At 38.2% G+C, this 26,544-nt stretch carries 22 protein-coding genes; 13 read left to right on the top strand and 9 right to left on the bottom strand.

All coding sequences use genetic code 11. The annotated features are described in order from the left end of the window. Window positions 1–52 precede the first annotated feature (52 nt). From AOB46_RS17735 to AOB46_RS17720, 4 genes are all read left to right on the top strand, one after another. Complete coding sequence (locus AOB46_RS17735) at window positions 53–622, top strand: cob(I)yrinic acid a,c-diamide adenosyltransferase (RefSeq protein WP_062701851.1); 570 nt, start codon at window positions 53–55, stop codon at window positions 620–622. Continuing rightward, complete coding sequence (locus AOB46_RS17730; protein ID WP_062701999.1) at window positions 612–1,259, top strand: thiamine diphosphokinase; 648 nt, start codon at window positions 612–614, stop codon at window positions 1,257–1,259. Before AOB46_RS17735 ends, AOB46_RS17730 begins: the two co-directional genes overlap by 11 nt. 37 nt (window positions 1,260–1,296) lie before the next feature. Then, window positions 1,297–2,172 carry a tyrosine-protein phosphatase gene (locus AOB46_RS17725; protein WP_062701849.1) on the top strand — a complete coding sequence of 292 codons (876 nt, stop codon included), beginning with the start codon at window positions 1,297–1,299 and terminating at the stop codon, window positions 2,170–2,172. Between the two features lie 122 nt (window positions 2,173–2,294). After that, window positions 2,295–3,689, top strand: a complete 1,395-nt coding sequence (locus tag AOB46_RS17720) for an arginine decarboxylase (protein WP_062701847.1) — start codon at window positions 2,295–2,297, stop codon at window positions 3,687–3,689. A gap of 288 nt (window positions 3,690–3,977) precedes the next feature. On the opposite strand, the gene AOB46_RS17715 is transcribed toward AOB46_RS17720, so the two are convergent. Continuing rightward, entirely contained in the window at window positions 3,978–4,637 is a 660-nt protein-coding gene (locus tag AOB46_RS17715; protein WP_062701846.1) for an HAD family hydrolase, read from the bottom strand. Window positions 4,638–4,839: 202 nt separating this feature from the next. Here AOB46_RS17715 and speB point away from each other — a divergent pair, with 202 nt between their 5' ends. The 4 genes from speB to AOB46_RS17695 all read left to right on the top strand — a co-directional run bounded on the left by speB (window position 4,840) and on the right by AOB46_RS17695 (window position 8,829). Then, entirely contained in the window at window positions 4,840–5,697 is an 858-nt protein-coding gene (gene speB, locus AOB46_RS17710; protein ID WP_062701843.1) for an agmatinase, read from the top strand. Between the two features lie 71 nt (window positions 5,698–5,768). After that, a complete protein-coding gene (locus AOB46_RS17705; RefSeq protein WP_062701841.1) occupies window positions 5,769–6,611 on the top strand; it encodes a bifunctional helix-turn-helix domain-containing protein/methylated-DNA--[protein]-cysteine S-methyltransferase in 843 nt (280 codons plus the stop codon). Between the two features lie 142 nt (window positions 6,612–6,753). Next, on the top strand, window positions 6,754–8,154 hold the full coding sequence (locus AOB46_RS17700) for a toxin-antitoxin system YwqK family antitoxin (protein WP_131724413.1): 1,401 nt from the start codon (window positions 6,754–6,756) through the stop codon (window positions 8,152–8,154). A 66-nt stretch (window positions 8,155–8,220) separates the two neighbouring features. Continuing rightward, on the top strand, window positions 8,221–8,829 hold the full coding sequence (locus AOB46_RS17695) for an alpha-ketoglutarate-dependent dioxygenase AlkB family protein (RefSeq protein ID WP_062701997.1): 609 nt from the start codon (window positions 8,221–8,223) through the stop codon (window positions 8,827–8,829). 129 nt (window positions 8,830–8,958) lie between these two features. Here the strand turns inward: AOB46_RS17695 and AOB46_RS17690 are convergent, their stop codons facing one another. The 4 genes from AOB46_RS17690 to AOB46_RS17675 all read right to left on the bottom strand — a co-directional run bounded on the left by AOB46_RS17690 (window position 8,959) and on the right by AOB46_RS17675 (window position 14,931). Further along, window positions 8,959–10,818, bottom strand: a complete 1,860-nt coding sequence (locus tag AOB46_RS17690) for a CocE/NonD family hydrolase (protein ID WP_062701836.1) — start codon at window positions 10,816–10,818, stop codon at window positions 8,959–8,961. A 326-nt stretch (window positions 10,819–11,144) separates the two neighbouring features. Continuing rightward, window positions 11,145–13,925 (bottom strand): TonB-dependent receptor, encoded by a 2,781-nt coding sequence (locus AOB46_RS17685; protein WP_062701834.1) that lies wholly within the window; start codon window positions 13,923–13,925, stop codon window positions 11,145–11,147. A 97-nt stretch (window positions 13,926–14,022) separates the two neighbouring features. After that, a complete protein-coding gene (locus tag AOB46_RS17680; protein WP_062701832.1) occupies window positions 14,023–14,442 on the bottom strand; it encodes an SH3 domain-containing protein in 420 nt (139 codons plus the stop codon). A gap of 6 nt (window positions 14,443–14,448) precedes the next feature. Then, the gene (locus tag AOB46_RS17675; protein WP_062701830.1) at window positions 14,449–14,931 is read right to left on the bottom strand and encodes a BON domain-containing protein; all 483 of its coding nucleotides are present in this window, start codon (window positions 14,929–14,931) and stop codon (window positions 14,449–14,451) included. A gap of 221 nt (window positions 14,932–15,152) precedes the next feature. On the opposite strand from AOB46_RS17675, the gene AOB46_RS17670 reads away from it, so the two are divergent. Both AOB46_RS17670 and AOB46_RS17665 read left to right on the top strand, forming a co-directional pair. Further along, entirely contained in the window at window positions 15,153–16,403 is a 1,251-nt protein-coding gene (locus AOB46_RS17670; RefSeq protein ID WP_062701828.1) for a dicarboxylate/amino acid:cation symporter, read from the top strand. 5 nt (window positions 16,404–16,408) lie between these two features. Further along, window positions 16,409–17,125: a phytanoyl-CoA dioxygenase family protein gene (locus AOB46_RS17665; RefSeq protein ID WP_062701995.1), complete on the top strand. Its 717-nt coding sequence runs from the start codon at window positions 16,409–16,411 to the stop codon at window positions 17,123–17,125. Between the two features lie 204 nt (window positions 17,126–17,329). Here AOB46_RS17665 and AOB46_RS17660 read toward each other — a convergent pair whose 3' ends face one another. After that, window positions 17,330–20,131, bottom strand: coding sequence for a GH92 family glycosyl hydrolase (locus tag AOB46_RS17660; RefSeq protein ID WP_062701827.1), 2,802 nt, complete (start codon window positions 20,129–20,131; stop codon window positions 17,330–17,332). Between the two features lie 102 nt (window positions 20,132–20,233). Between AOB46_RS17660 and AOB46_RS17655 the strand changes: the two genes are divergently transcribed. Continuing rightward, entirely contained in the window at window positions 20,234–22,576 is a 2,343-nt protein-coding gene (locus AOB46_RS17655; RefSeq protein ID WP_062701825.1) for an outer membrane beta-barrel family protein, read from the top strand. A gap of 277 nt (window positions 22,577–22,853) precedes the next feature. Here the strand turns inward: AOB46_RS17655 and AOB46_RS17650 are convergent, their stop codons facing one another. Beyond that, entirely contained in the window at window positions 22,854–23,309 is a 456-nt protein-coding gene (locus AOB46_RS17650; RefSeq protein ID WP_062701823.1) for a hypothetical protein, read from the bottom strand. A 162-nt stretch (window positions 23,310–23,471) separates the two neighbouring features. Here AOB46_RS17650 and AOB46_RS17645 point away from each other — a divergent pair, with 162 nt between their 5' ends. Both AOB46_RS17645 and AOB46_RS17640 read left to right on the top strand, forming a co-directional pair. Beyond that, window positions 23,472–24,581, top strand: coding sequence for an Mrp/NBP35 family ATP-binding protein (locus AOB46_RS17645; protein WP_062701821.1), 1,110 nt, complete (start codon window positions 23,472–23,474; stop codon window positions 24,579–24,581). A 42-nt stretch (window positions 24,582–24,623) separates the two neighbouring features. After that, window positions 24,624–24,872 carry a NifU family protein gene (locus AOB46_RS17640; RefSeq protein WP_002977212.1) on the top strand — a complete coding sequence of 83 codons (249 nt, stop codon included), beginning with the start codon at window positions 24,624–24,626 and terminating at the stop codon, window positions 24,870–24,872. A 136-nt stretch (window positions 24,873–25,008) separates the two neighbouring features. Here AOB46_RS17640 and AOB46_RS17635 read toward each other — a convergent pair whose 3' ends face one another. Next, window positions 25,009–25,443: a hypothetical protein gene (locus tag AOB46_RS17635; protein WP_062701819.1), complete on the bottom strand. Its 435-nt coding sequence runs from the start codon at window positions 25,441–25,443 to the stop codon at window positions 25,009–25,011. Window positions 25,444–25,451: 8 nt separating this feature from the next. Continuing rightward, complete coding sequence (locus AOB46_RS17630) at window positions 25,452–26,534, bottom strand: efflux RND transporter periplasmic adaptor subunit (RefSeq protein ID WP_062701817.1); 1,083 nt, start codon at window positions 26,532–26,534, stop codon at window positions 25,452–25,454. Window positions 26,535–26,544: the final 10 nt, after the last annotated feature.

Raw genomic sequence — 26,544 nt, 5'->3', positions numbered from 1 at the left:
CTTTTTGCACGAATCTTTTTTACATTCTGTAAAATAAAGTATTTTAGTACCTATGAAAATTTATACAAAAACAGGAGACAAAGGACAGACCGCTTTATACGGCGGAACAAGAGTGTCCAAAGCCAGTGCAAGAGTGGACAGCTACGGAAATATAGACGAGCTTAATTCATTCATAGGAATTGCTAAAAGTCATATTCAGGATGAAGAAGTGCTGAAGCAGCTGAAGAAAATTCAGTTTGATCTCTTCACTGTAGGATCAGAGGCCGCAACACCGGTTGATAAACTTATGCTGGCCAACGGAAAATCACGTTTACCATTAGTGATTTCTGAAAAAGAAATTGAAGAGCTGGAACAGTGGATGGATGCTTTTGATGAAAAACTGGAACCCCTTCAGTTTTTTATTCTTCCGGGAGGCGGAAAATCAGCAACATTTTTACATGCAGCAAGAACAATCTGCAGAAGGGCAGAGCGTTCCCTTGTTTTCTTAAATGAATCCGAAGAGGTTCGTCCCGAACTTATCAAATACCTGAACAGGCTTTCAGATTACCTTTTTGTTTTGGCGAGATACATTTCCAAACTGAATAATGAACCGGAAGAATACTGGAATCCGAATGAAAGATAAAGCATTACTTTTCATTAATGGAGACGCGCCGGAATCTTTCCCCGATCTTAATAATTATGGGTTGATCGCCTGTACAGACGGTGCTTTTCATTATTTAAAAAGAATGGGGTTTCCTCTGGATAAGCTGGATTTTATTTCCGGGGATTTTGATTCACATTCCGGATCAGATGAAGAGATGTATCAGGAGAAATTTATCCTCACACTGGATCAGGACAAAACAGATTTTCATAAAGCTTTAGAAATTATTCTGGAAAAAAGTTTTTCAGAGATTGATGTTTTCGGCGGCAGCGGTGGAGAACAGGATCATTTCCTTGGAAATCTTACAGTAGCTTACGGATTTAAAGACCGGATGAAGATTAAATTTTATGATGAATTTTCGGAGTATTATTTTATTTCTAATCATTTTAAACTGAAAGGGGTAAAAAACAGGATGATCTCACTTTATCCTTTTCCCTCAGTACATAACATCACAACAAGAGGGCTTAACTGGCCTTTGACCAATGGAAGTTTAAGTATTATCTCAAGAATAGGAACCCGGAATTTTGCCGTTGAAGATGAAGTTTCTGTAGAATATGAATCAGGCGATGTGTTATTTTTTGTCGGAATTAATGAGACAGACTATCCAAATATATATTAAACTTATTTAAACTTTTTTGTAGGTAAATTAAAAACTATTGAATAGATTCATCAAAATATCAGTTTTCACACTTTTATTATTCTGTGTTTTTGCCTGTAAAACACAGCATTTTGAGAGCCCGGATTACGGTGTCATTGGTACTGAAAAACGTTTTACTATAAGAAAAGTTGTCAATTTCAGGACGACCGGAAATATCAGAAATATGGAAGGCAGAACTTTAAGGCAGGGCTTATTATACAGAAGCGGACATCTTCATAAGCTTAAAAGAAGTTCTTTCAGAGACATTGAAAGGCTGGGAATCAGGGAGGTTATTGATCTCAGGAATTCAAAAGAAATTGCTCAGAAGCAGGACCATCTTCCCAATGAAATCATCTATAAAAATTATTCGGCTTTTGAAGATGAGGGCGATCAGTTGGATCAGGCAAAAAAACTCGTATTAAAAGGGAAAGTGAAGGGTTCTGATGCCGATAAAAGAATGACGGATTTCTACAAAGAATATGTAACTGAAAATCCGGAAGTCATCCGGAAAATCATTATGGAAATTATGGAGTCTGATCAGCTGGTTCTCTATCATTGTACAGCAGGAAAAGACCGTACAGGAATTGTTACCGCTTTGATTCTGACCATCCTGAAGTTTGACAGGAAGACCATTTATAACGAATACCTTTTATCTAATAATTACAGGGAAAACCTTGTCCGGAAAAGATTAAGCCTTGCAAATACCCTGCATTTTCTTTATCCGAAGATGGATATTCAGGTGCTGGAAAAACTGAGCTGGGTAGAAAAAAGATATTTAGAGAGTGCATTTGACGAGATCACCAGAAAATATGGGTCAACGGATGTATACATAAATGAGATTCTGGGTATTTCCGAAAATAAAAGAAATGAATATATTCAGAAGTTTACCTATTGATTTTCAGAACAGAAATTTTCGGGATAGGGTCCTCGAGGGATTATAGAAAATTATAATAAATTTAACGCTTAAAAATCAAACTTTTTTAGCAATTTTGCATTTCTTAATTCACTTGTTTAGAAATGAAAATAAAGTACTCGGAACTTATTGATCAGACATTATATTTTCCTACGGAGGAATTTAATGTTTCTGAGAACAATTTGTTGTTTCACGATATTCCTTTGATGGAAGTCGTTGAAAAATTTGGCACTCCGCTAAAGATTAGCTACCTGCCGAGAATTTCTCAAAATATCCAGAAGGCGAAAGGCTGGTTTAAGGAAGCTTTTGAGAAGACCGAATATAAAAAAAATTATACCTATTGCTACTGTACCAAGTCCAGTCATTTCAATTTTGTTCTTGAAGAAGCCCTGAAAAACGAAATTTCAATAGAAACATCTTCTGCCTACGATATGGATATCGTAAAATCGCTTTATGATAAAGGAAAGGTAAATAAAGATATTGAGGTGATCTGCAACGGTTTCAAAACAGATGATTATCTGACTAAGATCTCAGATATGATCAATAGCGGTTTTGAAAACATTACTCCGATTCTGGATAATTACCGTGAACTGGATAAACTTACAGAAAGCATCGATTCCACTTTTAATATCGGAATCAGAATTGCATCAGAAGAAGAACCGAAATTCGAATTTTATACCTCAAGATTAGGAATCGGATATAAGGATATTATCCCTTATTACAGCCAGAAAATTGCGGAGCATCCAAACGCAAGACTGAAGATGCTTCACTTCTTCATCAATACAGGAATCAAGGATACTTCTTACTACTGGAACGAATTATATAAATGTCTTCGTGTATACGCGCGTCTTAAAAAGATTGCTCCGGAAGTGGATTCCCTGAATATTGGCGGTGGTTTCCCTATTAAAACGTCTCTGAATTTTGATTATGACTATCAGTACATGGTAGAGGAAATTGTATCTCAGATTAAAAAATTCTGTGAAGAAGAAGGAGTGGAAGAACCGAACATTTATACAGAATTCGGAAGTTTTACGGTTGGAGAAAGCGGTGCCAATCTATACAAAATTATCTCTCAGAAACGTCAGAATGACAGAGAAAAGTGGAATATGATTGATTCTTCATTCATGACTACACTTCCTGATACATGGGCCATTTCAAGACACTTCATTATGCTTCCGCTGAACAGATGGGAAGATACGTATGAAAGAGTGTTTTTAGGCGGTCTGACTTGTGATTCAGATGATTATTATAACTCTGAACAGCATACCAACGCCATTTATCTTCCCGTATTCAGTGATACAAAACCCCTTTATATCGGGTTTTTCCATACAGGAGCTTATCAGGAAACCATTGGAGGGTACGGCGGGGTACACCATTGCCTGATGCCTCAGCCAAGACACGTTCTGATCCAGAAAGATGAAAACGGAGAACTTCAATATGAAATTTTCCGTGAAAAACAGGAACCGGAAGATGTTTTAAGGCTTCTTGGATATAAATAATCTGTTTAATCAGCAGGCTTTAGCCAAAATAGAAACAAAATAAAAGCTCTCAACAATCTGAGAGCTTTTATTATTTAACCTCCGTTTGGGATAATTTTTTTTGATTTATAGAAGTTGGAAACAGGGAGATAGAAGAGGAAAGTTCTGAAGGTTATCAAGAATAGATTGCCATTTTTTTAGTTAATTCGATTTTACAGAGGTTTCAAAAGTAACTTCCAGCCTCTTTCTTCCATCTTGCGGCCTTTTATACTAATTATACTAAAACTCCTTATCCCGAATTCAGATTCTTTAAAAATATTTTGAAATTTTATCAATCCTAAGATCTTCATAATCGGAAACCACAACATCAGCCAATGTGTAATCCTGATTTTTGGAATGTGGGCTTCTGTAAGCCGAGCAGAAAATTTTTGCTCTGTGTGCAGCAAGAATTCCATTAGTGGAATCTTCTATAACCATGCAGTTTTCAGTGGGTTCACCAGCCATTTCAGCAGCTAATAGGAAAACCTCGGGATGAGGTTTGGATTCTTTTAAATCAGCCCCGCTTATCTTTCCGCTAAAATATTTTTCAAGTCCGAATTTTTCAAAAACCATATTGATGGTAGTCATTGTAGCTGAAGAAGCAAGAATCAGTTTAACCCTGTTTTCATGGTAATGCATAATCAGCTCTCTTACCCCGGGAATTAAGTCGAACTCATCATCATTATAAAAATAATCTTTAAAATGAGACCTTTTGATGCTGGCAATGGTTTCGTTGCTATGAGGTAAATGATACTGCTGAATTAATGTTTCACAGACTCTTTTGGTAGAAGCTCCCGTAAAAGAGGTGTATAGTTCTTCGGAAACTGCAATTTCCAATTCATCAAATGTTTTGAAATAAGCTTTTCTATGCAATGGTTCTGTATCTACAATCACCCCATCCATATCGAAAAGAACAGCTTTTAAGGACATATTCTGAGTTTTGCACAAAAATAGGTATTTATTTGGTAGGAGGAAAGTGAGAGAGACGGATAGATGATAGATGAGGTGTAACATCAAAAAGCATTGGACTTTAAATAGTCAACCTTCAACTCTGAACTTCAACTCATCACTTTTCTTCGTATCTTTGCGGTAAATAATTCAATCTTATATCATTTAAATTTTTAAATAAAACATGAGAACATACGCAGGAATTCCTGAAGAAAACGCAACGTTAGAGAACTCGAAAGTAATGCTGGTAACAGTTCCTTATGACGGAACTTCCACATGGGGAAAAGGTGCAGATAAGGGCCCTGAATTATTCCTGGATGCTTCTGAAAATATGGAGCTTTATGATATTGAAACGCAGACAGAACCTTATCTTCAGGGAGTTTATCTGGCAGGGGAGGTTACTGAAGATTCCAGTCCTGAAGCAATGACGGAAGCCGTTTACCAGAAAACAAAGGAGCTTTTGAATCATGAAGGTAAAGTATTCACTCTTTTCGGAGGTGAACACTCTGTTTCAATAGGTTCTATCCGTGCAGTAGGCGAGAAATTTGAAAATTTAACGGTTCTTCAGCTGGATGCTCACACAGATTTACGTCCAGCGTTCCATGGTTCAACTTCTAACCACGCATGTGCTGTTTTTGAAGCCAATCAGAAACATAACCTGGTACAGGTGGGAATCCGTTCTATGGATGCAGAAGAAGCACAATATCTGCCGGAAGGGAGAGTATTCTTTGCTCACGAGATTGCCAACAATGAAAACTGGGTAAATGATGTTCTGGAAAAAGTTTCAGGAAATGTGTATATCACCATTGACCTTGATGCCTTTGATCCTTCTATTGCTCCTTCTACAGGTACACCTGAACCGGGAGGACTGGCATGGTACCCTACACTGGAGCTGTTAAGAAAAGTATTTGAAAAATGCAACGTAGTGGCTTTTGATATTGTAGAATTAATGGATTCTCCAATGGCTAAGCCAACGGCTTTCCTGGCAGCAAAATTATATTACAAAATGCTTGCTTACAACGATATTTATAACAATAACTAATATTCCGCAGGAATCGGATTTTTTCAGCCATATATTCTTTGGAAATTTGTGAGGTAATAAAACAAAATAGTATGTCCACACAAAATCAAATTGATTATAACAGAATTGCCAAAGCGATAGAATATATCCGCAGCAATTTCAGGCTTCAGCCTAATTTGGATGAAGTGGCAGAGAAAGTTCATCTGAGCCCGGCTCATTTCCAGAAAATATTTACAGAATGGGCAGGAACAAGTCCGAAAAAATTTTTACAGTTCATCAGTATTGAGCACGCTAAAAATTTACTGAAGGAAGAAAAAGCAAGTTTATTCGATACCGCATACGAGACAGGGTTTTCCAGCACGAGCAGGCTTCATGACCTTTTTGTGAAAGTGGAAGGAATGTCTCCGGCAGAATATAAAAACGGCGGAAAAAGCCTCAGCATCAATTACAGTTTCTCCGAAAGTCCTTTTGGAAATGTAATGACCGCTTCTACAGCAAAGGGAATCTGCTATATGGCTTTTGAAGACGATAAGGAAACAGCATTGGGAAATTTGAAACAGACATTTCCCAATGCTTCTTTTTCTGAAAAACAGGATGCCCTACAGCAGAATGCACTGTCCATCTTCAGCAAAGACTGGACGAAACTCCATACCATTAAATTGCACTTAAAAGGTACCGATTTTCAGCTGAAAGTCTGGGAAAGCTTACTGACTATTCCCATGGGAAAACTATCTACCTATGGCAGTCTGGCTGAGAAAATAGGAAATCCTAAAGCTTCAAGGGCAGTGGGAACAGCAATCGGCAGCAATCCGGTAGCTTTTCTTATCCCATGCCACCGGGTGATTCAGTCTACAGGAAACATCGGAGGATACAAATGGGGAAGTGAGAGAAAACAGCTGATCGTAGGCTGGGAAAGCTCACATATATATTTATAAAGTTCACTTCTTATTCTTAACAGATCTGGCTGAATTTTACGGATACTAATTCATTCATTAAAAGATAAGCCTTGTATTGGTGTTTTATCTTACCTTTGGATTTCCGGGAATGAATAAGAATTCCGGATTGCAGCAAAGATCAATGAATTTTAAAATTACAAATGGTAAAGGCCTGGTTTCTGTTGAATATGATATTCATCATCAGAGTGAATGTTTGTCAATAGGAATGAATCCTGCTGTTTTTTTGTGGGATGACTGTGATGATCCGGGGGATGAAAATCTGGTATTATTTCCCATCAACGAGGAAAACAAAAACCTTATTAATCATGCACTTGAGGGAATTGATTTTGAGGTGGATTATACGGAAAGGGAAGAAGATCTGTTTCAGATTCTGCAGCCTCTTTTAATCCTATTACAAAATGGAAACTACCAATTGAGTTTTTCCACAAATAAAACATGGAATGTTTATAGTAATGCAGCAGTATTTGGAGATGAAAGACTTGATCAGGGTGATGTAAAAGAAGAAATTAAAAAATACGATGAGAAACTGCTTCAAAATCTCATCTATGATTATAATGCTTATGGGAGCTATACGAATGCCCATGGCTTTTATAGATATGAATATCCTTTTATCGCCTGGAAATCGAAGGAAGAAATCAATATCGATCTCGTAAAGCAGTACGAAAGCTTAATTTTGTCAGGGGCAAGGCCATTTGCCATAATTCTGACAGGAAAATATTTAGAAAAAGATTATTTCCATGACTATATTCTGGACGGGCATCATAAGCTGTGCGCTTACAAAAATCTGAAAATGGAGCCGCTTTTTGCGGTCATTGAATTTTTACCAGAATCAGAATCGGAAATCAGACAGGATATAGAACGGATTTCCCAGTTGATGTACCCGTGGCAGTTCAGTCATTATTTTAATACCTGGGGTAAGCATCATATACAGCATTATTTAAAAACTAATCCTGATACCCTTTTAAAAAGATATAGTAAAAATGGCAAAATAATGATTCTTTATCCTGATAATATCAAAAATGCAGAGGGATCATATATCAATAATGTAGCTGACGGAGAATATAAAAGCTGGTATAAAAACGGGAGACTACACTCCCAGGGAAACTATTCATTGGGCAAAAGAACCGGGAAGTGGACTTATTATTATGACAAAAATAAGACTGGCAATGAATCTGCTGATGTAGACCAGGAAAATACTAAAGAAGAATATATTTACAAAGACGGAAACATGCTGGTTCATAAAAGTTGGAACGATGAAGGTAAAATAACAGACATAAAATATATTCCGCATATTAACAGAGACAGCTCTCCTTTAACAGATGACCTGATCCTTAAGTATTCTACTGAAAGATATAGGAACTTAATAAGAGATAAAGATGTCAGGGAACGGAAAATCCTATCTGAAAACGACCAGAAAGAAACGCTGTTATCTCAAGCTAAGAGAAAAGAAAAATTATTTAACTGGCTAAAACTATTGTTACTGGCTGTTGTCCTTGTACTCGTTATTGTTTACTTTTTATAGGCGAATGATAATGAGGGTACAAAAATTATGTATACGTTAACCCATCACTAAATTTTCTGAATTATGATGAGCCTGTTCGAAGAACTATCAGAATATCCATTAAATATCCTTCCGAATGACGGAACGGTTCATTACTATGGAAAAGTATTTTCTAAAGAAAAATCAGATGTCTTTTACGACTATCTGTTTAACCATATTCCATGGGAAAATGATGAAGCGGTAATTTTCGGAAAACTGATTTTAACCAAAAGAAAAGTAGCCTGGTTTGGTGAAAAAGCTTTTGAATATACCTATTCCAAACGAACAAAATATGCCCAACCCTGGACGTCTGAACTGCTGGAACTGAAACAGAAGTGTGAGGAAATTTCAGGCGAAACGTACAATTCCTGCCTCTTGAATTTATATCACGACGGAAGTGAAGGAATGGCCTATCACAGTGACGGTGAAAAAGACCTTAAAAAACACGGAGCCATCGCTTCGCTGACTTTCGGTGCAGAGAGAAAGTTTCTTTTTAAACATAAAACAACAAAGGAAAAAGTAGAAATATTTCTGGAAAACGGAAGCCTGCTGGTTATGAAAGGAATAACCCAGGAAAACTGGCTCCACCGCCTTCCACCCACCACAAAAATAAAAACACCGAGGGTAAATCTTACATTCAGAACCATTGAAGAATAATGACACTGCTTCCATGTTATGGGAGCCGCAATACTAAAAAAACAAACTTATTAATAACATCTCCGTGTACTCAACAGCTGTGATAAAAAGAAAGGCGGCCTTGAAAATCTCGGCCGCCTTTATAATTATTTATTTTAGAATATCAGCTTCAATAGAGCTGTCATCATAGACTTTAATGAATGCTTTCGTATAATCCTCTTTCGTAGCAAAGTTTGGATTTTCAAGAAACTTTTGCGGGTTTAAAGCAAACAGAGGGAACCATGTGCTGCTGATCTGAATCTGTATTCTATGCCCTTTTTTAAAAGTATGCATTACATCCTGCAGTCTGAAATTAACCGCAGTTTTCTGATTCGGAACCAGCGCTTCTCCTTTTTCCTTTGAATTCCTGAACCTGGCCGGCATAATTTCACTTCTTACCATCTGGTGATAATTTCCGTAGATGACACCGTCTTTCTTCTCTTTCGGTTTGAAATCTTCAGGATAAACATCAATAAGCTTTACCGCAAAATCAGCATCAGTGGAGGTAGAGGAAATGTTCAGTTTAGCCATAATTTCACCTCCGAAAGTAATATCTTCCGTTAAAATTTCGGTTGTAAAAGTCAGGACATCCGGTCTTCCTTCGGCAAACCTCTGGTCTTCAGACATATAATTTTTTGGGGTAAATCCGTTGAAATCTTTGAGGTTATCAGAGCTTAATACAGGATTATTCGGATCGCTGTAATATTCTGAATAACCTTGTCCTGCCGCTTTTTTCAATGTTCCTCCTGCCAGATAGAAATTAATTTTCTGAGCGTTTTTGGGAGGATAAGAGGCAAACTCTCTCCATTCTTTGGAACCTGTATCATACATTAAAGCTTCAGGAAGCCCTGCATCTTCTTTGGTATTTCCTTTCAGATAATGGCTGAAGAACTTAGTTTCAACGTTTTTTTGATAGTAGGTAGCAATGCTGTCCCCAAAATACGTCTGGTTATGGAAATGTTTTCCCTGTTCCTGCGACCAGCCTCCATGCGAGAAAGGTCCCATTACAATAGTATTTTTGGCTTTCGGGCTTGTCTTTTCAATCGTTTTATAAATATTTAAAGGACCGGCGAGATCTTCTGCATCAAACCACCCTCCAATAGTCATTACTGCATGTTTTATATCTTTTAAATGCTGAAGCAGACCTCTTTTCTGCCAGAATTCATCATAATTAGGATGATCCATAATCTCAGTCATAAAGAAGTTGTCTTTATAATATTTTTCATAGCCATCCTTTAAAGTTCCCATGTCTCTGTAAAATTTCAGACCGTCTTCAGAAGTGGATTTAATCATGGAGTTTGTATACCAGGCTTTATTTTCAGGCTTTGTTTTCTGTACTCCAAAAACAGGAAATGTTTTGAAATACCCCAGTGTAACCTTTCCGTTATGAAGGAAATCATCATTCCAGAAATCAGAAATCGGAGCCTGGGGAGAAGAGGCAACCAAAGCAGGATGTTGCGCCAGTGTTCCTACAGCAGTGTAAAAGCCAGGATAAGAAGTTCCGTATTGACCAGCCTTACCGTTGTTGTCTTTTACATTTTTTAAAAGCCATTCAATAGTGTCGTAGGTATCTGTGCTTTCATCCACATCTTTCTTTGTTTTACGGTCTACCTGAGGGGTCATATTGGTGAATGTGCCTTCACTCATGTATCTTCCGCGGACATCCTGATATACGAAAATATACTTTTCCTTCATCAGATATGGATTAGGTCCCAGTTTAGTTTTATATTCATTCTCTCCGTATGGAGCAATGCTGTAGCAGGTTCTCTGCATCAGGAACGGATATTTGTTTTTATTGGAAATATCTTTCGGAATATAGATCGCGGTGAAAAGCTTCGTTCCGTCGCGCATAGGGATGTAAACCTCCTTTTTAGTGAAATTGTCTTTTACAAAAGTATCTTTCTGTTCTTTGTTTTGGGCATTACCAAAAATAAAAAGAAAAATGAATAAAATTGAAACCGGAATCTTCATACATAAAATTTGCGGCTAATTTAGAAATAAAAATACGTTTCTGGTATCTTCACTTATAATTCTTCCCTGAAAAAATATAATTTAACCAGATTCTTTATTGGATGCTCAATAAAATTCGAAGATTTTTTAAGAACATAGATCCACTTCTATTCGCAAAGGTATTTAAACTTAAAGATCACTAAAGTGTCAAAATCCTTTGTGCCTGATGTGGTTAAAATAGTTTCCCGAAAACTCCACTAAGGTTTGTGATTAAAATAATACAGCCTTTTAATTCATAAAAAAACAGCCGGAAAAGTTCCGGCTGTTGAGTGAATAGGATAAGGAAACTATTTTCCCTGTGATTTTTTTCCTGCAAACTTATTCAGTTTCATACTGATGGAAAACATTACATAACGCTTCAGGATAAGATCTTCACGATCTTCAAAGTAAGCATTGGAAATTGTTCTTCTTACACTCTGATTCTGATTCAGAACATCATAAATCTTTACTTTTGCCGTAAACTGCTTATTGAAGAAAGAATAACCTAAACTTGTATTCCAGAAATAGAAATCCCTCTTAAAGCCGGGAGCAATATTGGAATTGGTATTATATTCAAAATCATTTCCGAAAACCAGCCTGCTCTTGAAAAGATAATTCGTCAGTTCTAGTTTCAGGGCCTGGCTGGTGGTATTTACCTGATCGATGCTGTAATTGGTGTATTTTGAAAAATTATATCCGAGTCTGTAAGATGGCTTAATGGTCACTTTGTCTTTAATTTCATAAGTCAGGTTAAGCCCCGGATTGATGCTGTACGAATCACTCGTAAAGAGCTGCCCGTTGATAAATCCTTTATTGAAGTTATACTGCATATTGAACCTCGGGCTGATGGTCACCTTATTTTCTTTCCATTTAAAACTTTTGCTGAAACCGGCTCCTGCATTGATATTCTTATTACCGCTTATGTTATCGTAGGTTACAAGCTGTTTCCCCGCAGTGTCGTATTTCGAATAATTAATAATATCATTGTCCCTGTACGTAAACCCTAGATTCACATAATAACTCATATTTTTTACCATATTGTAGTTATTGAAATACAGGTAACTGTTATTGGTCCAGGTATTTTTCAGGTTTGGGTTACCCGTATAGGTTACAAGGGGGTTGGAAGTATCTTCATAAGGAGTAAGCTGCTCTGCACCGGGAATGTTGAAATCTGCGTAATGGTAGAAGCTTAACCTTTTATTTTCAGAAAGCTCATAATTAAGATTGACATTATACCCGGGAAGAACAAAGTTTTTCTGGAGATTATACTGCTGCCCGTTGAAAACAGAATTAACATTCATATCGGAAACATCAAGGTTCAGGGAAGCCCAGATGTTTACTTTCTTTTTATTGAGGCTGAAAGTAAGTTCAGGAGTGATTTTATTAATTTTCTGCCTCATGCTGTTGGACAGAAGTGTATTATAGTCTGAATATTGTCCTGTAGCTGCATTAAAATCATTAACATCCCTCAGGTCACGGGTTATTTTTGAGCTGTAATTCAATTCAAAATTAACGGATGCAGAATCTGAAATCGGTTCAGAATATCCCAGTCCGAAATTATATTCATTACTCTGGTTCTTATTTTTGGCAAGCTGGTTCCTGTTATCATTCACAGGAGTGGTTACGTTGCTGTTCTGGTAAAAAGCCGTTTCTGAGCGATTCAGATTATCCCTTCTGGATTCAGAGATGGCACTGGTCATTTTAGCACTCAGGGAACGTCCTTTCTTACTGAATTTTCTGGAGAAATAAATATAAGGATTGAAGGAATTGTTTATAGATTCTGTACTGGTGTACGCATCACTTTCATTCAGAAGACTGTTGTTCTGGAAAGTGGATGATTTTGAATTGTTAAAGCTGAAGGTTCTGGAGCTGTTAAATCTTGGTGAAATATAAATGCTGGTCAGAGAATCCAGTCTGATCTTTGCTGAAGTATCTAAGCTGTACTGCTTATTTTCACTTTTTCCACTGTTTTCAGAATTGGTTTTTAAGGTGAATTCAGGAAGCAGGGTTGTTCTTGAAACCTTAGATCTTGTTTCCAGATCAGAATCTCCATGCATTAAGCTGAACGTATCCAGATCAGCATCCTTTCCAAGTTTATCACTGTAATTGAATCCTATTGTGGTAGACTTTTGTATTCCTTTATTATTTCCGCCCGAGCTGTAATACGTGGTATTTCCTACTGTGGAAACAGATCCTCCCTGCATCAGCCATGAATTACGGCCATGTCCCATGCTGTCGAAAACCTCATCATTGGAAAATCCCTGCGAGTTGATGTTATTGGAAGCAGCAAGTAAACTTATTTTAGTGTCTTTTTTAAAGTAACTTAAAAGGGCGCTGCCTTCATACCGTTCATCAGAGCCATATCCTACTGTAAGCCTTGATATGAGCCCTTTGTTCTTTTTTTCGTCGATATTAAAATTGATTGTGGTGTTGTTTGATTTTGCTGTTTTTCCACTCAGCTCTTCCTCTTTGGATTTGGTAGTGGTAAACTGAATATTTTTAATAATATCTGCGGGAAGATTCTGAAGGGCGATTTTACCGTCCTTGTCAAAGAAAGGCTTTCCGTTGATCATGATCTGATCCACTTCCTTTCCGTTTACGGTTATTTTTCCCTCATTGCTGATCTCTACACCGGGAATCTGCTTAAGAAGCTCTTCAATTTTACTGTCAGGGCGTACCTTAATGGCAGAAGCATTAAATTCTATGGTATCTTTCTTGATCTTCACCGGAGAGGCGATAATTTTTACTTCATCAATGCTTGTTACCTTTCCTTTTTCCAGCTCTATATCCCCCAGGGTCAGAGACTGGCTGATCTTTTCAAGCTTTTTGGAGTAAGACTGAAGCTTATCAGCATCAATTTTTAAAAACGAAGGCTCATTCACAGCATCAGTTTTCAGGGAAAACTTACCTTCCTTATTGGTCGCCGTATAATTAATAATGGATGAATCTTTTTCTTTCAGGAGATAAACCGTTGCGTTTTCTACGGCTTTTTTGTCGGGATCTGATACTTTTCCGTCAATATGCAGGCCCTGGGCATGCAAAATAAGAATCGTACATGCCAGCATCAGCACCGATAAGAGTTTCTTCATGGGTAATCGTTTTTTTTAAAGGCGTAAAAGTATAAAAAAACATCCCCTTTCGGAGATGTTTGGCAAATATTTCTTAAAGTTTAACTTTTTTTAAAGATTACGCTCTTAAATATCTTGAATAAGCATATCCTTCCTGTCCGTCATCTGTTTTTACTTTCCACCAGTCATCAGAAGTCTGCTCAATAAGAGTTACAGAAGAACCTTTTGCTGCTTTTCCCACAACAGCAGCCTCTGTAGACGGCTCCTGTCTGATATTTAGATTAGACTCTTCAGTAGCTACCGTTAAAGAAGCACCAGAAGCCAGTCCTGCAACCTGTACATCAATATTGATATCTGAAGCTGAATAGGTAGAGTCAATAGCTCCCAAAGCATTCCATACTGCATCTTTTGCTGCTGTATTGGAAGCGCTTCCTGAAACATAAAGAATACCATCCTGCTCCTGAACCTGAAGGTTTGAAATTCCTGCAGACTGAGCTGCTGAAACAACACTTGAATATTTATCTTGTAATGTACTCATCTTAAATTATTTTACGACTAGGTTATTGTTATACTTTCCGATTTTCAAAGCATCGATAGATTCTTTGATTTTTCTTGCCTGAAGGCCTGAAACATTTCCTGTAAGAGTAAGCTCTCCGTTTACAACTTCTACTTTTACAGAAGGGAAATCTTTAACAGCATCCTGAACTTTTTTCTGAACTGCAGGATCTACGGCAGTAGTTGTTTCAACCGGTGCAGGAGGAGCTGCTACAGTTGCCATGTCCATTACTTCCTTCATTCCGTTAATGGCTTTTAACTTGGCAATCATGGCATCCTTAGACTGTGGGTCTGCGAAAGTTCCGCTTAAGTGGGCCACACCTTCTTTTACTTCTACAGAAGCATTGGGATTAGAAGTTACCACGGTTGTAGCCTGAGTCTGAAGATCAGCATCAGAAACTTTCTTTTTACATGAAACTGATCCGAAAGATACAGCTACAGCCAATGCAGCCATTGCGATAGTTTTTTTCATATTGTATATTTATTAATGTTGTTAATACAATCAAATGTAATAATAAAATTTGTACCAAAAGAATAAAAACTCAATAAATGTTTCATTAATTTTTTGCAATATTTTCTAAACCAGGAATTTAATTTTAATGGATTATAAAATTAATGTAAACTTAACCCGCACAGAACAAAATCTTGTGCCAATTCAAAAACTATTATATTTGTGGCAATTGAACAATATATATGAAAGGACAAAATAAACTTTTTATAGGCATTATCATTGCGCTTATTCTGGGAGTGGGAATCGGAGGTGTGGTACACATACAGTATCCTGAAAGCGCCGAACCTTTTTCCAAAAATATAAAACTGCTGGGAACTGTCTTCATCAGGCTGGTACAGATGATCATTGCACCGTTGGTATTTACAACTCTTGTGGTAGGAATTGCCAAGATGAGTGACATCAAAATGATCGGAAGAGTAGGGACAAAAGCAATGTTATGGTTTATTTCAGCTTCACTGGTTTCTCTTTTTATCGGTCTGGTGCTTGTGAACTGGCTGGAGCCGGGACATGTAACCAAACTGCCGATTCAGGATGCCGCAGCAGCAGAAGATCTTCTGAAAAGCAGTAAAAGTTTTTCCATGGAAGATTTTGTTAAGCATATGATTCCTAAAAGTTTATTTGAAGCCTTTGCTACCAATGAAGTACTTCAGATTGTCGTGTTTTCCATTATGTTCGGAGTTGCACTTGCCAATCTGGGCGAAGAATATTCAAAGCCGGTAGTAAAGCTTTTTGATATAATAGCCCACGCCATTCTGAAAATGGTAGGGTATATCATGTGGTTTGCTCCGCTTGGTGTTTTGGGAGCAATTGCCGCTGTGGTTGCAGTAAACGGGTTTGAAATTTTCAAGGTGTACGCCATTTACCTCAGAGACTTTTTCTTCGCATTAGGCGTTCTGTGGGTGGTCCTTTTACTGGTAGGATATCTTATTCTTGGGAATCGTCTTTTCGATTTGCTTAAAAGAATTAAGGCTCCGTTGCTGATCGCTTTCTCTACAACAAGCTCAGAAGCTGTTTTCCCGAAGCTGGTAGAAGAGCTTGAAAAATTCGGATGTAATAACAGGGTGGTATCTTTTATCCTGCCTTTAGGATACTCGTTTAACCTGGACGGAAGTATGATGTATATGACGTTTGCTTCCATCTTTATTGCCCAGATCTACGGAATTGAAATGGAATTGGGACAGCAAATAACAATGCTTTTAGTATTAATGCTTACTTCAAAAGGCATTGCCGGGGTTCCGAGAGCATCACTGGTAATTATTGTGGCAACATGTTCCATGTTCGGGATTCCGCCTGAGGGAATTGCCCTTATCCTGCCAATTGACCACTTCTGTGATATGGGAAGAAGTATGACTAACGTATTAGGAAACGCATTGGCTACTTCAGCAGTTTCCAAATGGGAAGGACAGCTTGAAAATACACCACAGGAAGTCTAATGGATATGACTGGGCTTCAAAGCCATAAAGAACATATTACTGAAAAAGGTTTTACCACAATCAATAATATATTTTCCGAAGAAGAGATTGAAAAAATCAGCGAAGTAATTCAGAGTTCAGATACTTCCAGCTCAAATTTCAGGAAATCTGATGATCTTTTTGCTGTACGCCAGTTTTTAAAAGAAATTCCGGAGGTAAAGAATCTGATCTTCAATGACCATGTTAAAACCATTATCAGGGAAGTCTTCGGAGAGAAGTATATTGCTGTGAAAAGTATTTATTTCGATAAACCTGAAGCATCCAACTGGTACGTGGCTTACCATCAGGACCTGACCATTTCAGTAGATAAAAAGCTGGATATTGACGATTTCGGACCCTGGACCACAAAAAAGAACCAGTTTGCAGTACAGCCTCCTCTGAATATTCTGGAAAATATCTTTACCATCAGAATCCATCTTGATGATACGGATAAGAATAACGGAGCCCTGAAAGTGGTTCCGGGATCACACGCCAAAGGAATCTACAGACCGGAAACTATCAACTGGGCTACAGAAACTGAAGAGATATGCGATGTGAAAAAGGGAGGCATTATGATTATGAAACCGCTTATTCTGCACGGTTCCAACCGGACAACCGATGGAAGGAGGAGAAGAGTGATTCATATAGAATTTTCTGATATGGATTTGCCGGAAGAGCTGAATTGGTCAGAAAGGCTGAATTAAAAAGAATAATGAACGATATTTTAAAATCATGGAAGCCATTTGAAATCATCTGGCTTCTTTCATTTTCTCTTCTCGGTATTAATAGCGTTGGCTAATAAAGACAACTGGCTTAATTTCTTTGTGCTGGTGTCCGGAATTTGATGTTTTGCCTGGTGGTTTAAGGTAATAAAAAAGATGAAACAGACTTATAATTAAAATCTGTAATTACTTTACCGAAATCTCATCAATAAAAATATAAGCTTCACCGCCTGTTCCCTGATGCCATTCCGGCAGTTTACCAAAATAATAAGCTTTTACTTTGATGTATTGTGCTTCGGTAGGAAGAATTTCTGTTTCAAAATCTTTGATCTGTACTTTTTCATCCTTCGGATCAATAGTATTGTCTATGGTTTTCAGGAGGATGAAATCTTTATTGTTCATGGAAGCGTAATATTCTACTTTTTTAGGCATCAGGATCCATGATCTGCTGTCCTGCAGATAAGTTGAAGATAATCTGGTGATCTGCTGTGGTGATTTCAGATCGATAACAGCTTCAAAATTCTGTCCCTGATATCCGTGCCATTCACCTTTTCTCCAGTTGATATCCCCTCTGATTCCATCAATTAATGCCAGTTTTCCGCCGGCAGCGTATTGTGGAGTAGCCGTTGAACTGATGGAAATATCCCAGTAATTAGGTCTTCTGTTAAAAACAGCAGTTGTTACCGAACTTTTTTCTCCTTTTCTTTCGGAATAGGCCTGAACGTGGGTGGTTTTGCTGATGGTAAAAGGACCTTTGTATGCAGAGAATGTTTTTCTTTTGTTGGCATCACTTTCATCCAAAGTCATGTAATATACTTTGTCTTCCGGGTTCAGTGGGGTGATTTCTACTTTTGCTGAAAAATCAAAGATCCTGTCTGAAGATATTACCGGAGAAGCAGTCTGTTGGGCATATTTAAAATCTTTTGCCGGTTGGGTAGTCTCAAATCCCAATTTTTTAAGCTCAGTTTTTGCCGTATTTTTAGTAATAACCCTTGTGCTTCCGTCTTCCAGATGAATGGCAACCTCATCAAAATAAGGAGTAGTGGTCTGCCATTCAGGAAGTCCCGGAGTAACAGGATAAATTCCCAGTGAGCTTAAAATATACCATGCACTCATCTGGCCGCAGTCTTCATTTCCAATCAGGCCGTCCGGAGTATTTTTATAAAAATGATCGAGAATATACCGGATTTTGACATCCGTTTTTTCAGGTTTATCTACATAATTGTACAGATAAGCAATGTGATGGCTTGGTTCATTTCCCTGGGCATATTGTCCCATCAGTCCGGTAATATCTGCCTGCTCTCTGCCGGTCGTTTTATCAGATGCTGCAAAAATAGCATCAATGAACTGTTCGAATTTCTCCTTTCCGCCATGGGCTGCAATCAGTCCCGGAATATCCTGCTGTACCGAATAGGAATAATGCCAGGAATTGCCCTCCGTATAATTGTTGTTGACTTCCCTGGGATCAAACGGCTCCAGCCAGTTTCCGTTCTTTCTCGGCTGTATAAAACCATTTTTGGGGTTGTAAAGGTTTTTCCAGTTCTGGGAACGCTTCATGAAATACTGGTAATCATCTTTTTTGCCTAAAATTTTGGCCATCTGGGCAATGCACCAGTCATCATAGGCATATTCCACCGTTTTGGAAACACTTTCATGCTCATCGTCTATACTGATATAGTTGTTCTGTTTATAAGCATTGAGACCGAAAATATCCAGCATGGCAGAATTTTTAGATGCTTCGAATGCTTTTTCGTAATCAAATCCTTTAATTCCTTTAGCCATAGCATCGGCAATAACAGAAACGGCATGGTAGCCGATCATACATTCTGTTTCGTTGGAAGCCAGTTCCCATACCGGAAGTTTACCGCCCTGTTCATATTGTCTAATAAAGGTATTAATGAAATCGGCTGTTCTTTTTCGGTCAATTAAGGTCATCAGCGGGTGTGCGCTTCTGAAGGTATCCCAAAGTGAAAATACGGTGTAATAACTGAACCCTTTTGCCGTGTACAGCTTATGGTCTCTGCCCCTGTACTTTCCATCAGCATCCATATGGATATTAGGCTGGGTGAAAACATGATACATGGCAGTGTAAAATACCGACAGCTTATCCTTATCATCAGATTTTACTTCAATTTTTGAAAGTTCCTTATTCCAGTCTGTTTCCGCCTGTTTTTTTATAGCTTCAAAATCTGAGGACTTTCCTTCTGCAATCATGTTTTTGGCTGCTCCTTCGTAACCGGTTGGGGAAAGTGCTATTTTCACATTGATCTTTTCTCCTTTTTTTACATCAGCAGAGAAGGCCATTGCCAGCTTTGTTCCGGTGAAAAGCCTGTCTTCCTGTTTTCCGTTAACCTCTTTTTTTGAAATTTTCATAGGCTTTGAAAACTCAATTCTGGCATACACATATTGGTTAGCTGCCCAGGCTTCACTTCTTCTTAGAACTTCAATAGTTTTGTCGTCTATAACCTTCACTTCACCTTCCAGAAGCTTATCACGGTGGTTGAGATCCAGGATGATATTAGCCTTACCCGGATTGTTGAAGGTATATTCGTGATAGCCGACTCTCTGGGTGGTGGTCAGGCGTACATCAATGTTGTTCTTATCTAATTTAACGGAGTAAAATCCTGCCGAAGCTTTTTCATTTTTATGCGAAAATTTTGAGGAATAGTCTTTATTATTCAGGCTTGGATTTCCCATCGTAGGCATCAGCATAATATCACCATAATCGGAAACTCCGGTTCCGTTGAGGTGGGTATGAGAAAAGCCATAAATCACGGAGTCTGAATAATGATACCCACTGCATCCATCCCAGCTCCCGTCTATTCTGGTGTCCGGAGAAAGCTGAACCATTCCAAAAGGAACCGTTGCTCCTGGAAAAGTATGACCATGCCCACCTGTTCCGATGAAAGGGTTGACATATTGTGCATAATTCTGAGAATAGATAATCTGTGCAATGAATAAAGAAAATGCAGCAAGACTTTTTTTCATATCGTAATTTTATGCCAGCGAATATATTGAAAAAACAGCAGAACAGAATGTAATAAAAGAAAGAGTAAGGTTGTCTTACTGAAAACTACTACTATAGAATACATGAAGAAAACATTACTTTCGGCTGTTATGCTTTTGCCGGTTTTTGCTTTTTCACAACAGGTTACAGGAAAAATTACCCAGACAGGAAATACCGTTTCATATATTGAGATCATTGCTTCAAAAGGAGAGCAGAAGCAAACCGCTATTTCAGATGAAAAAGGAAACTATAAGCTGAAGCTTCCGGAAAATGGAAATTATACCATAAGGCTTATACAGGACGGAACTGAAATGTTATCCTCTGATATTACGGTAAACGGTGATATGAAGAAGGATTTTTCTATTGATAAAAAACAGGAAAAGCAGATTGAAGGAGTTACCCTCACCGCAAGAAAAAAAATGATCGAAAGAAAAGCCGACCGCCTGATCTTTAATGTATCCAATTCTGTAGCTTCACAGGGGATGGACGGGGCCGAAGCATTGGCAACAACTCCTTTGCTGAAAGTAGATGACAATTCAGGAATTTCAATCATCGGGAAAAGCGGAGTAGCAGTAATGATTAATGAACGGATGCTGAACCTTTCCGGAAGTGAGCTGGTGACCTATCTTAAAAGCCTGAGATCTGAAAATATTGAAAAAATTGAGGTAATCACAACTCCTCCTGCTAAATATGAAGCACAGGGAAACAGCGGGCTGATTAATATTGTCCTGAAGAAAAACCAGAATCTGGGCTGGAGCGGAAGCCTTACCACAAGTCTTCAGCAGCAGACCTATACCGGAACTTCCAACAGTACAACCATTAACTACCAGAATGATAAGCTTCGATCTTCCTTAAAACTAAGGCAGTTTAAATATGAAAAATATTCTTTCGAAAATTATAGGATCGAAGGAGCAGACGGTGTTAAAAGTTCTGATGACAGAAGGGATTTCGGAGATGGACTGGGAGCGAACCTGAGCCTGGATTATCAGCTTAGCAAAAAGTCTAATATTGGACTTATCTATGATTACGGATTTGGAAATTCCAATATGGATATTAACAATAATTCGGATTATTCTCAGAATGGAAACTATACCAATACACTGACAACTTATGCGGAGCACCGATCCGAAAACAGGCAGCAAACGTTGAGTGCTTATTATGATCTTAAATTCGGAAAACAGGACAATAAACTGAGCTTCACAGGAAATTATTTTTCTAATACTCCGGGAAGTACAATTGATTTCACCACTATAGAAAACTCAGGACAAAGTTTTGTTGTGAGAACACCTTCTACGGTAGATTATAAGATTTATTCAGGACAGGCCGATCTTACGTTACCCTATAAGTTTGCCAAGACGGAAGCCGGAATAAAGTTCACCAATTTTGACAATAATTCTGATATTGCTTATCTGAATCTGACTAACGGAAGCTATGTTGAAGATCCTGTAAAAAGTAATGTATTTGAATATAATGAGAAAAATTATGCGGCTTACCTAAGCTTTGAAAAAGAGTTCAGCGAAAAATGGTCAGCAAAAGCAGGGCTTCGGTATGAATATTCTACCATCAACGGAAATTCTTTAACTTCTGGCCAGCAGACTGAAAACTCTTACGGAAAGTTCTTTCCTACAGCTTATGTAACGTATAAAAGTAACGAAAATAATACCTTCAGCCTGAATTACTCAAAAAGGATCAACAGACCCGGATTCCGTGCTATCAATCCTTACCGCTGGTACATCAATGTGAACTCTTATTTCACGGGAAATCCTCTTCTGAAGCCTTCAATCAATCATAATTTTGAACTTTCATATATCTATAAAGGAAAACTGTCTGCCTCCGCCTATTATCAGAGATCAGTTGATGAGTTTGACCAGCTTGCGAATCTTCAGGGAGAAAACAGGATCAGTACTTTTGCTAATTTTTATAACCAGAACAGCATGGGAGTTTCTCTCAATTACTCTGATACCTTTTTCAAATTCTGGGAAGCCAATTATTCTGCAGATCTGTCTTACATGAATACAGAGGTTTTTGCTACAGACGCTGCATCCAGGAAAGGAACCAGCTATAATTTTAATGTTCAGAACAATCTGTCGCTTAATAAAAGTAAAACAGTACAGCTTATTTTCAATTACTGGTTCCGCCTGCCTTCCAATTCCGGAAATGTATACATGGATTTTGCCGGAAATTTCACTTCAGGGCTTAAGCTGAGCCTTATGGAAAGAAGCCTCCAGATGAATCTGTTTGTTTCGGATATTTTCAAACAGTCAAGAAGCAGGGGAGAGATTTATTATACAACAGGAACCCATTATTACAACAATTATTATGATGCAAGAAGGCTTACTTTATCCGCGACTTATACTTTTGGAAATAAAAAAGTGAAAGGCGCAGACCGGAATGTGAAATTTGATGAAAAGTACAGGGCGAATTAAAATAGGCCAATTTCAGGTTCTGGCTAAAGCCGGAGGACGGGATGTTTATTAATTAGGCGGACTTTAGTCCGCTTCTATTCAATAAATCCGCAAATTTCTGATTCTGTGGTAAATAAAAATTGTAGATTTTTAAGAACTTAAATGAACTTCTACAGGCAAAGTATTTAAACTTAGGTGTCAAAATCTTTTATGTCTGTTGTTAAACAGATGTTAGTTTTTTGTCTTAACAACTACCAGGATTCCAGGTTCTGATAATCGCCTGTGAATATGGATAGATTTATACTTCTCCTTCAAAAAAATCATTTAAATAATCCTGTCTGTTGTTTTCATCCCTGTTTGTTCCTAAGAATCTTTTCCATGCCCGGGATTCGTGGTAAACAATACCCATTTCCCAGACACAGTAGGTTGGAAGATGGGTTTTATTCCGGTCCCAGATTTCGAATTTTCCGGATCCGTCATAATAAACGCTTTCCCAAAGTTCGTTTTCACTTCTCCAGGTACATACGAGCAGCAGGTAATTATGACCGCACCGGTGCATAATGACAAATCCCAGGTCGTCTGTAGTCTGAAAATTTTCACCTGCATTTTCAATACATATTCGGGCATTTTGAAGGTCCTGCTGAGAAATGTCTGCCGGATCAGCAGCCAGGTCATACCATTTAAAACGGGTTTTCCCGACTGTGAAAAGACCTTTTGGGGAAGCATATTTGGAAGGATAGGCAGTAGCAGACATACGTTATGAGGTGTTTGGTGAATTTTTTGTTTTTCGGGATGAAGTTAGCAAAATAGAATGGAATACTATGATACTTATCTTATTTATCACATTGGGTTATAGATTTTATTGATTCTAAATTATCGAAAAAATGCGTAAATTTGTGAACAATTTATATTTAGTATGTTGACGAAAGAAAAGGTTCAAGATTTCCTTAAAGAGATAGAAGTAGACGATTTGGTGAATAATCTTCAGATCATGGGTAATGATGTTTACATTGACATGACGGCGCATTCACCTGCGATGCATGAAAAGAAAAAGCTGGAAGCAGCCATGAAACAGGCTTTTGCCAGTGAATTTGGAGAAGACATTCATTTAAAACTTAAAATTGTTTCTCCGGAACCGAGTGAAATTCAGCAGAGTCAGATCAAAGGGAAGCAGATCCCGGGAATTCAGAATATTATTGCTATTGCTTCAGGAAAAGGGGGAGTAGGTAAGTCTACAGTTTCAGCCAATATGGCGGTTACCCTGGCTAAAATGGGATTCAAAGTAGGATTACTGGATGCAGATATTTATGGCCCGTCTGTTCCAACGATGTTTGATACTGAAGGTGAAAAACCTATTTCTGTAGAAGTAAACGGGAAGAATCTCATGAAACCTATAGAAAATTACGGCGTAAAGATGCTTTCTATCGGATATTTTTCAGGAGCAAACCAGGCTGTGGTATGGAGAGGCCCGATGGCTTCCAAGGCCCTGAATCAGATGATCAGAGATGCTGCCTGGGGAGAGCTTGACTTTTTACTGATTGACCTTCCGCCGGGAACAGGAGATATTCACCTTTCCATTATTCAGGAAGTACCGGTAACGGGAGCCGTAATCGTAAGTACACCTCAGCATGTAGCCCTTGCAGATGTAAGAAAAGGAATTGCAATGTTCCAGATGGAAAGTATTAACATTCCGGTGCTTGGATTAATTGAAAATATGGCGTATTTTACACCGGAAGAACTTCCTGACAATAAATATTATATCTTTGGAAACCAGGGAGCACAATATCTGGCAGAAGATCTTGGAATTCCGGTATTAGGAGAAATTCCTTTAATCCAGAGCATCAGAGAAGCAGGAGATGTAGGAAGACCTGCAGCACTCCAGGAAGGTTCTAAAATTGCTGACATTTACACAGAAACAGCAAGAAAAATGGTAGAAAGTTTAGTGGAAAGAAATAAAAATCTTCCTCCTACAGAAGCGGTGAAAATCACCACAATTGCAGGATGCTCGCCGAAAGCAAAAAATTAATTATTTTCAGGGCGTCTGAAAAACCGAATTGAATCAAAAAATATGGAAACAAACATAACACACGAAGATACAGTAACAAGAGTAATGGAAGCTCTGGAAAGCATCAGGCCGTTTTTGAATAAAGACGGAGGCGATATTGAGCTTATTGACGTGAAGGATAATCAGGTTTTTGTAAAACTTTTGGGTAACTGTTCCGGATGTTCACTGAATTTTTCAACCCTGAAACTGGGCGTGGAAAATACCATCAAACAGCATGCTCCGGAAATTGAAAAAGTAATCAATGTAGAGTAAAAATATATCTGATATATTGTGAAGACAGGCTTAAAAAGCCTGTCTTTTTTATTGGATTGCCCTCATTTTTACTGGACATAGAGATTCCGGGCGTCGCAGACGCCCGGAACCCAAACAAATAATCAGAAAAATATAACTATGAATGCTGTTCTAAAAACTTCATATAATTATCTTCATTCTCAAAATAAGCTACCTCTCCCTCATCACTGATCATCACAATATAGGCATTGGCTTTATCCACTGTTTTTCCACTGTAAGGATCTATCGCTTCCCTTACGCTTTTATCCTTCGGAATACGTTCTACGCACATTTCGCAACAGCCGTAATATATCTTTCCGTCATGTGGAACTTCAATCTGTTTTTTACCCATATAGGCATTGTTGACCATACAGACTGCCTCATTGGGAACCCTGCTTCCTTTTACATACTTTCCGGAAGCAGCAGGCCGGGCTTTATGAACCATTTCAGGCTGATTTTCTTTAACCTTGTTTTGGGATTTTTCATGAGAGCAGGCATATAAAGCAGCCGCGCTGAAAAAAATAATGCATGTGTTTCTTAATACTGTTTTCATTTTTGATCTTATTTAATGGAGGTTCCTTCTAAAATTTCTTCGCTTCCTTTTTTAATGATTGTATCTCCTTCCGACAGCTCTCCGAAAACCTCAACAGTATCATTCAGGATTCTTCCTTTCCTCACAGGAATGAATTTGGCCTTTCCGTTTTCATTCTTAATCACATAAATGCCCATATTGCTTTCTACAACGGCAGATCTTGGAATAAAAAATGTAGCTTCCTTATTTTGTAAAGGAATAAATGATTCAGCAATCATAAAAGGCTTTAGCTCCCTGGAGTGGTTGATAAAATCAGCCTCAATTTTCTCTGAACGGAGTTTAAGATCTAAAGAGCCTGACTTTCGGGAGATTCGGGCTTTAAAGCTTTTTTCAGGAATTGCATTCACTCTGAATGAAACAGTGTCGCCTATATTCAGATAAGGGACATTAGCTTCCGGTATCGAAAGGCTTAAGCGTAATTTAGAGGTACTCTGTATCACCATCAGCGGGATTCCGCCCATAGGTCCTACATAGGCTCCAGGATCCACATTTCTTTCAGTAATAACCCCGCTGAAAGGGGCACGGATCACCAGATACCGGTTAATATCCTGAATTTCATTGTAAGCCGATCTGGCTGCGTTCAACTGGGCTTCATCTGAAAGCTTTCGTGCGGTAATCTGATCCAGAGCGTCCTTGGCAATAGCTCCTTTGGTTTCATTGGCTCTGTACATTCTGTCATAGCTTGATCTTGTAGCAGCATAGATTGCTTCCTGCGCCTGCCATTTTGCTTTGGCACTGGCTGCCTGGGATTGTATTTCAGGAGCTTCAAGAACCATAAGAACCTGGCCCGCACTCACATGCGTTCCAATATCAGCACTAATTTTCTTTACATAGCTCTGTACTTTTGCAAATATGGCGGTCTCCTGATCAGGAACCAGCTCTCCAGCAAGTTTCAACTCTACTTTGGGATTGCTTTTTTTGATTTTTACCGTTTCCATGCTCTGCATCATTGGCTTTACTGCTTCCGTTTTAGTTGTCGCTTTCTCTTCTTTACAGGAAATATAAATACTACTTAAACTTAAGGTGGCGGCTATATATAAAATGTTTTTCATTGATGTAAAA

It is taken from the genome of Chryseobacterium indologenes, from assembly GCF_001295265.1.
Lineage (GTDB): Bacteria > Bacteroidota > Bacteroidia > Flavobacteriales > Weeksellaceae > Chryseobacterium > Chryseobacterium indologenes_A.
Note: the sequence above shows the minus strand (reverse complement) of the source record. Positions and strands in the feature narration are given on the sequence as shown.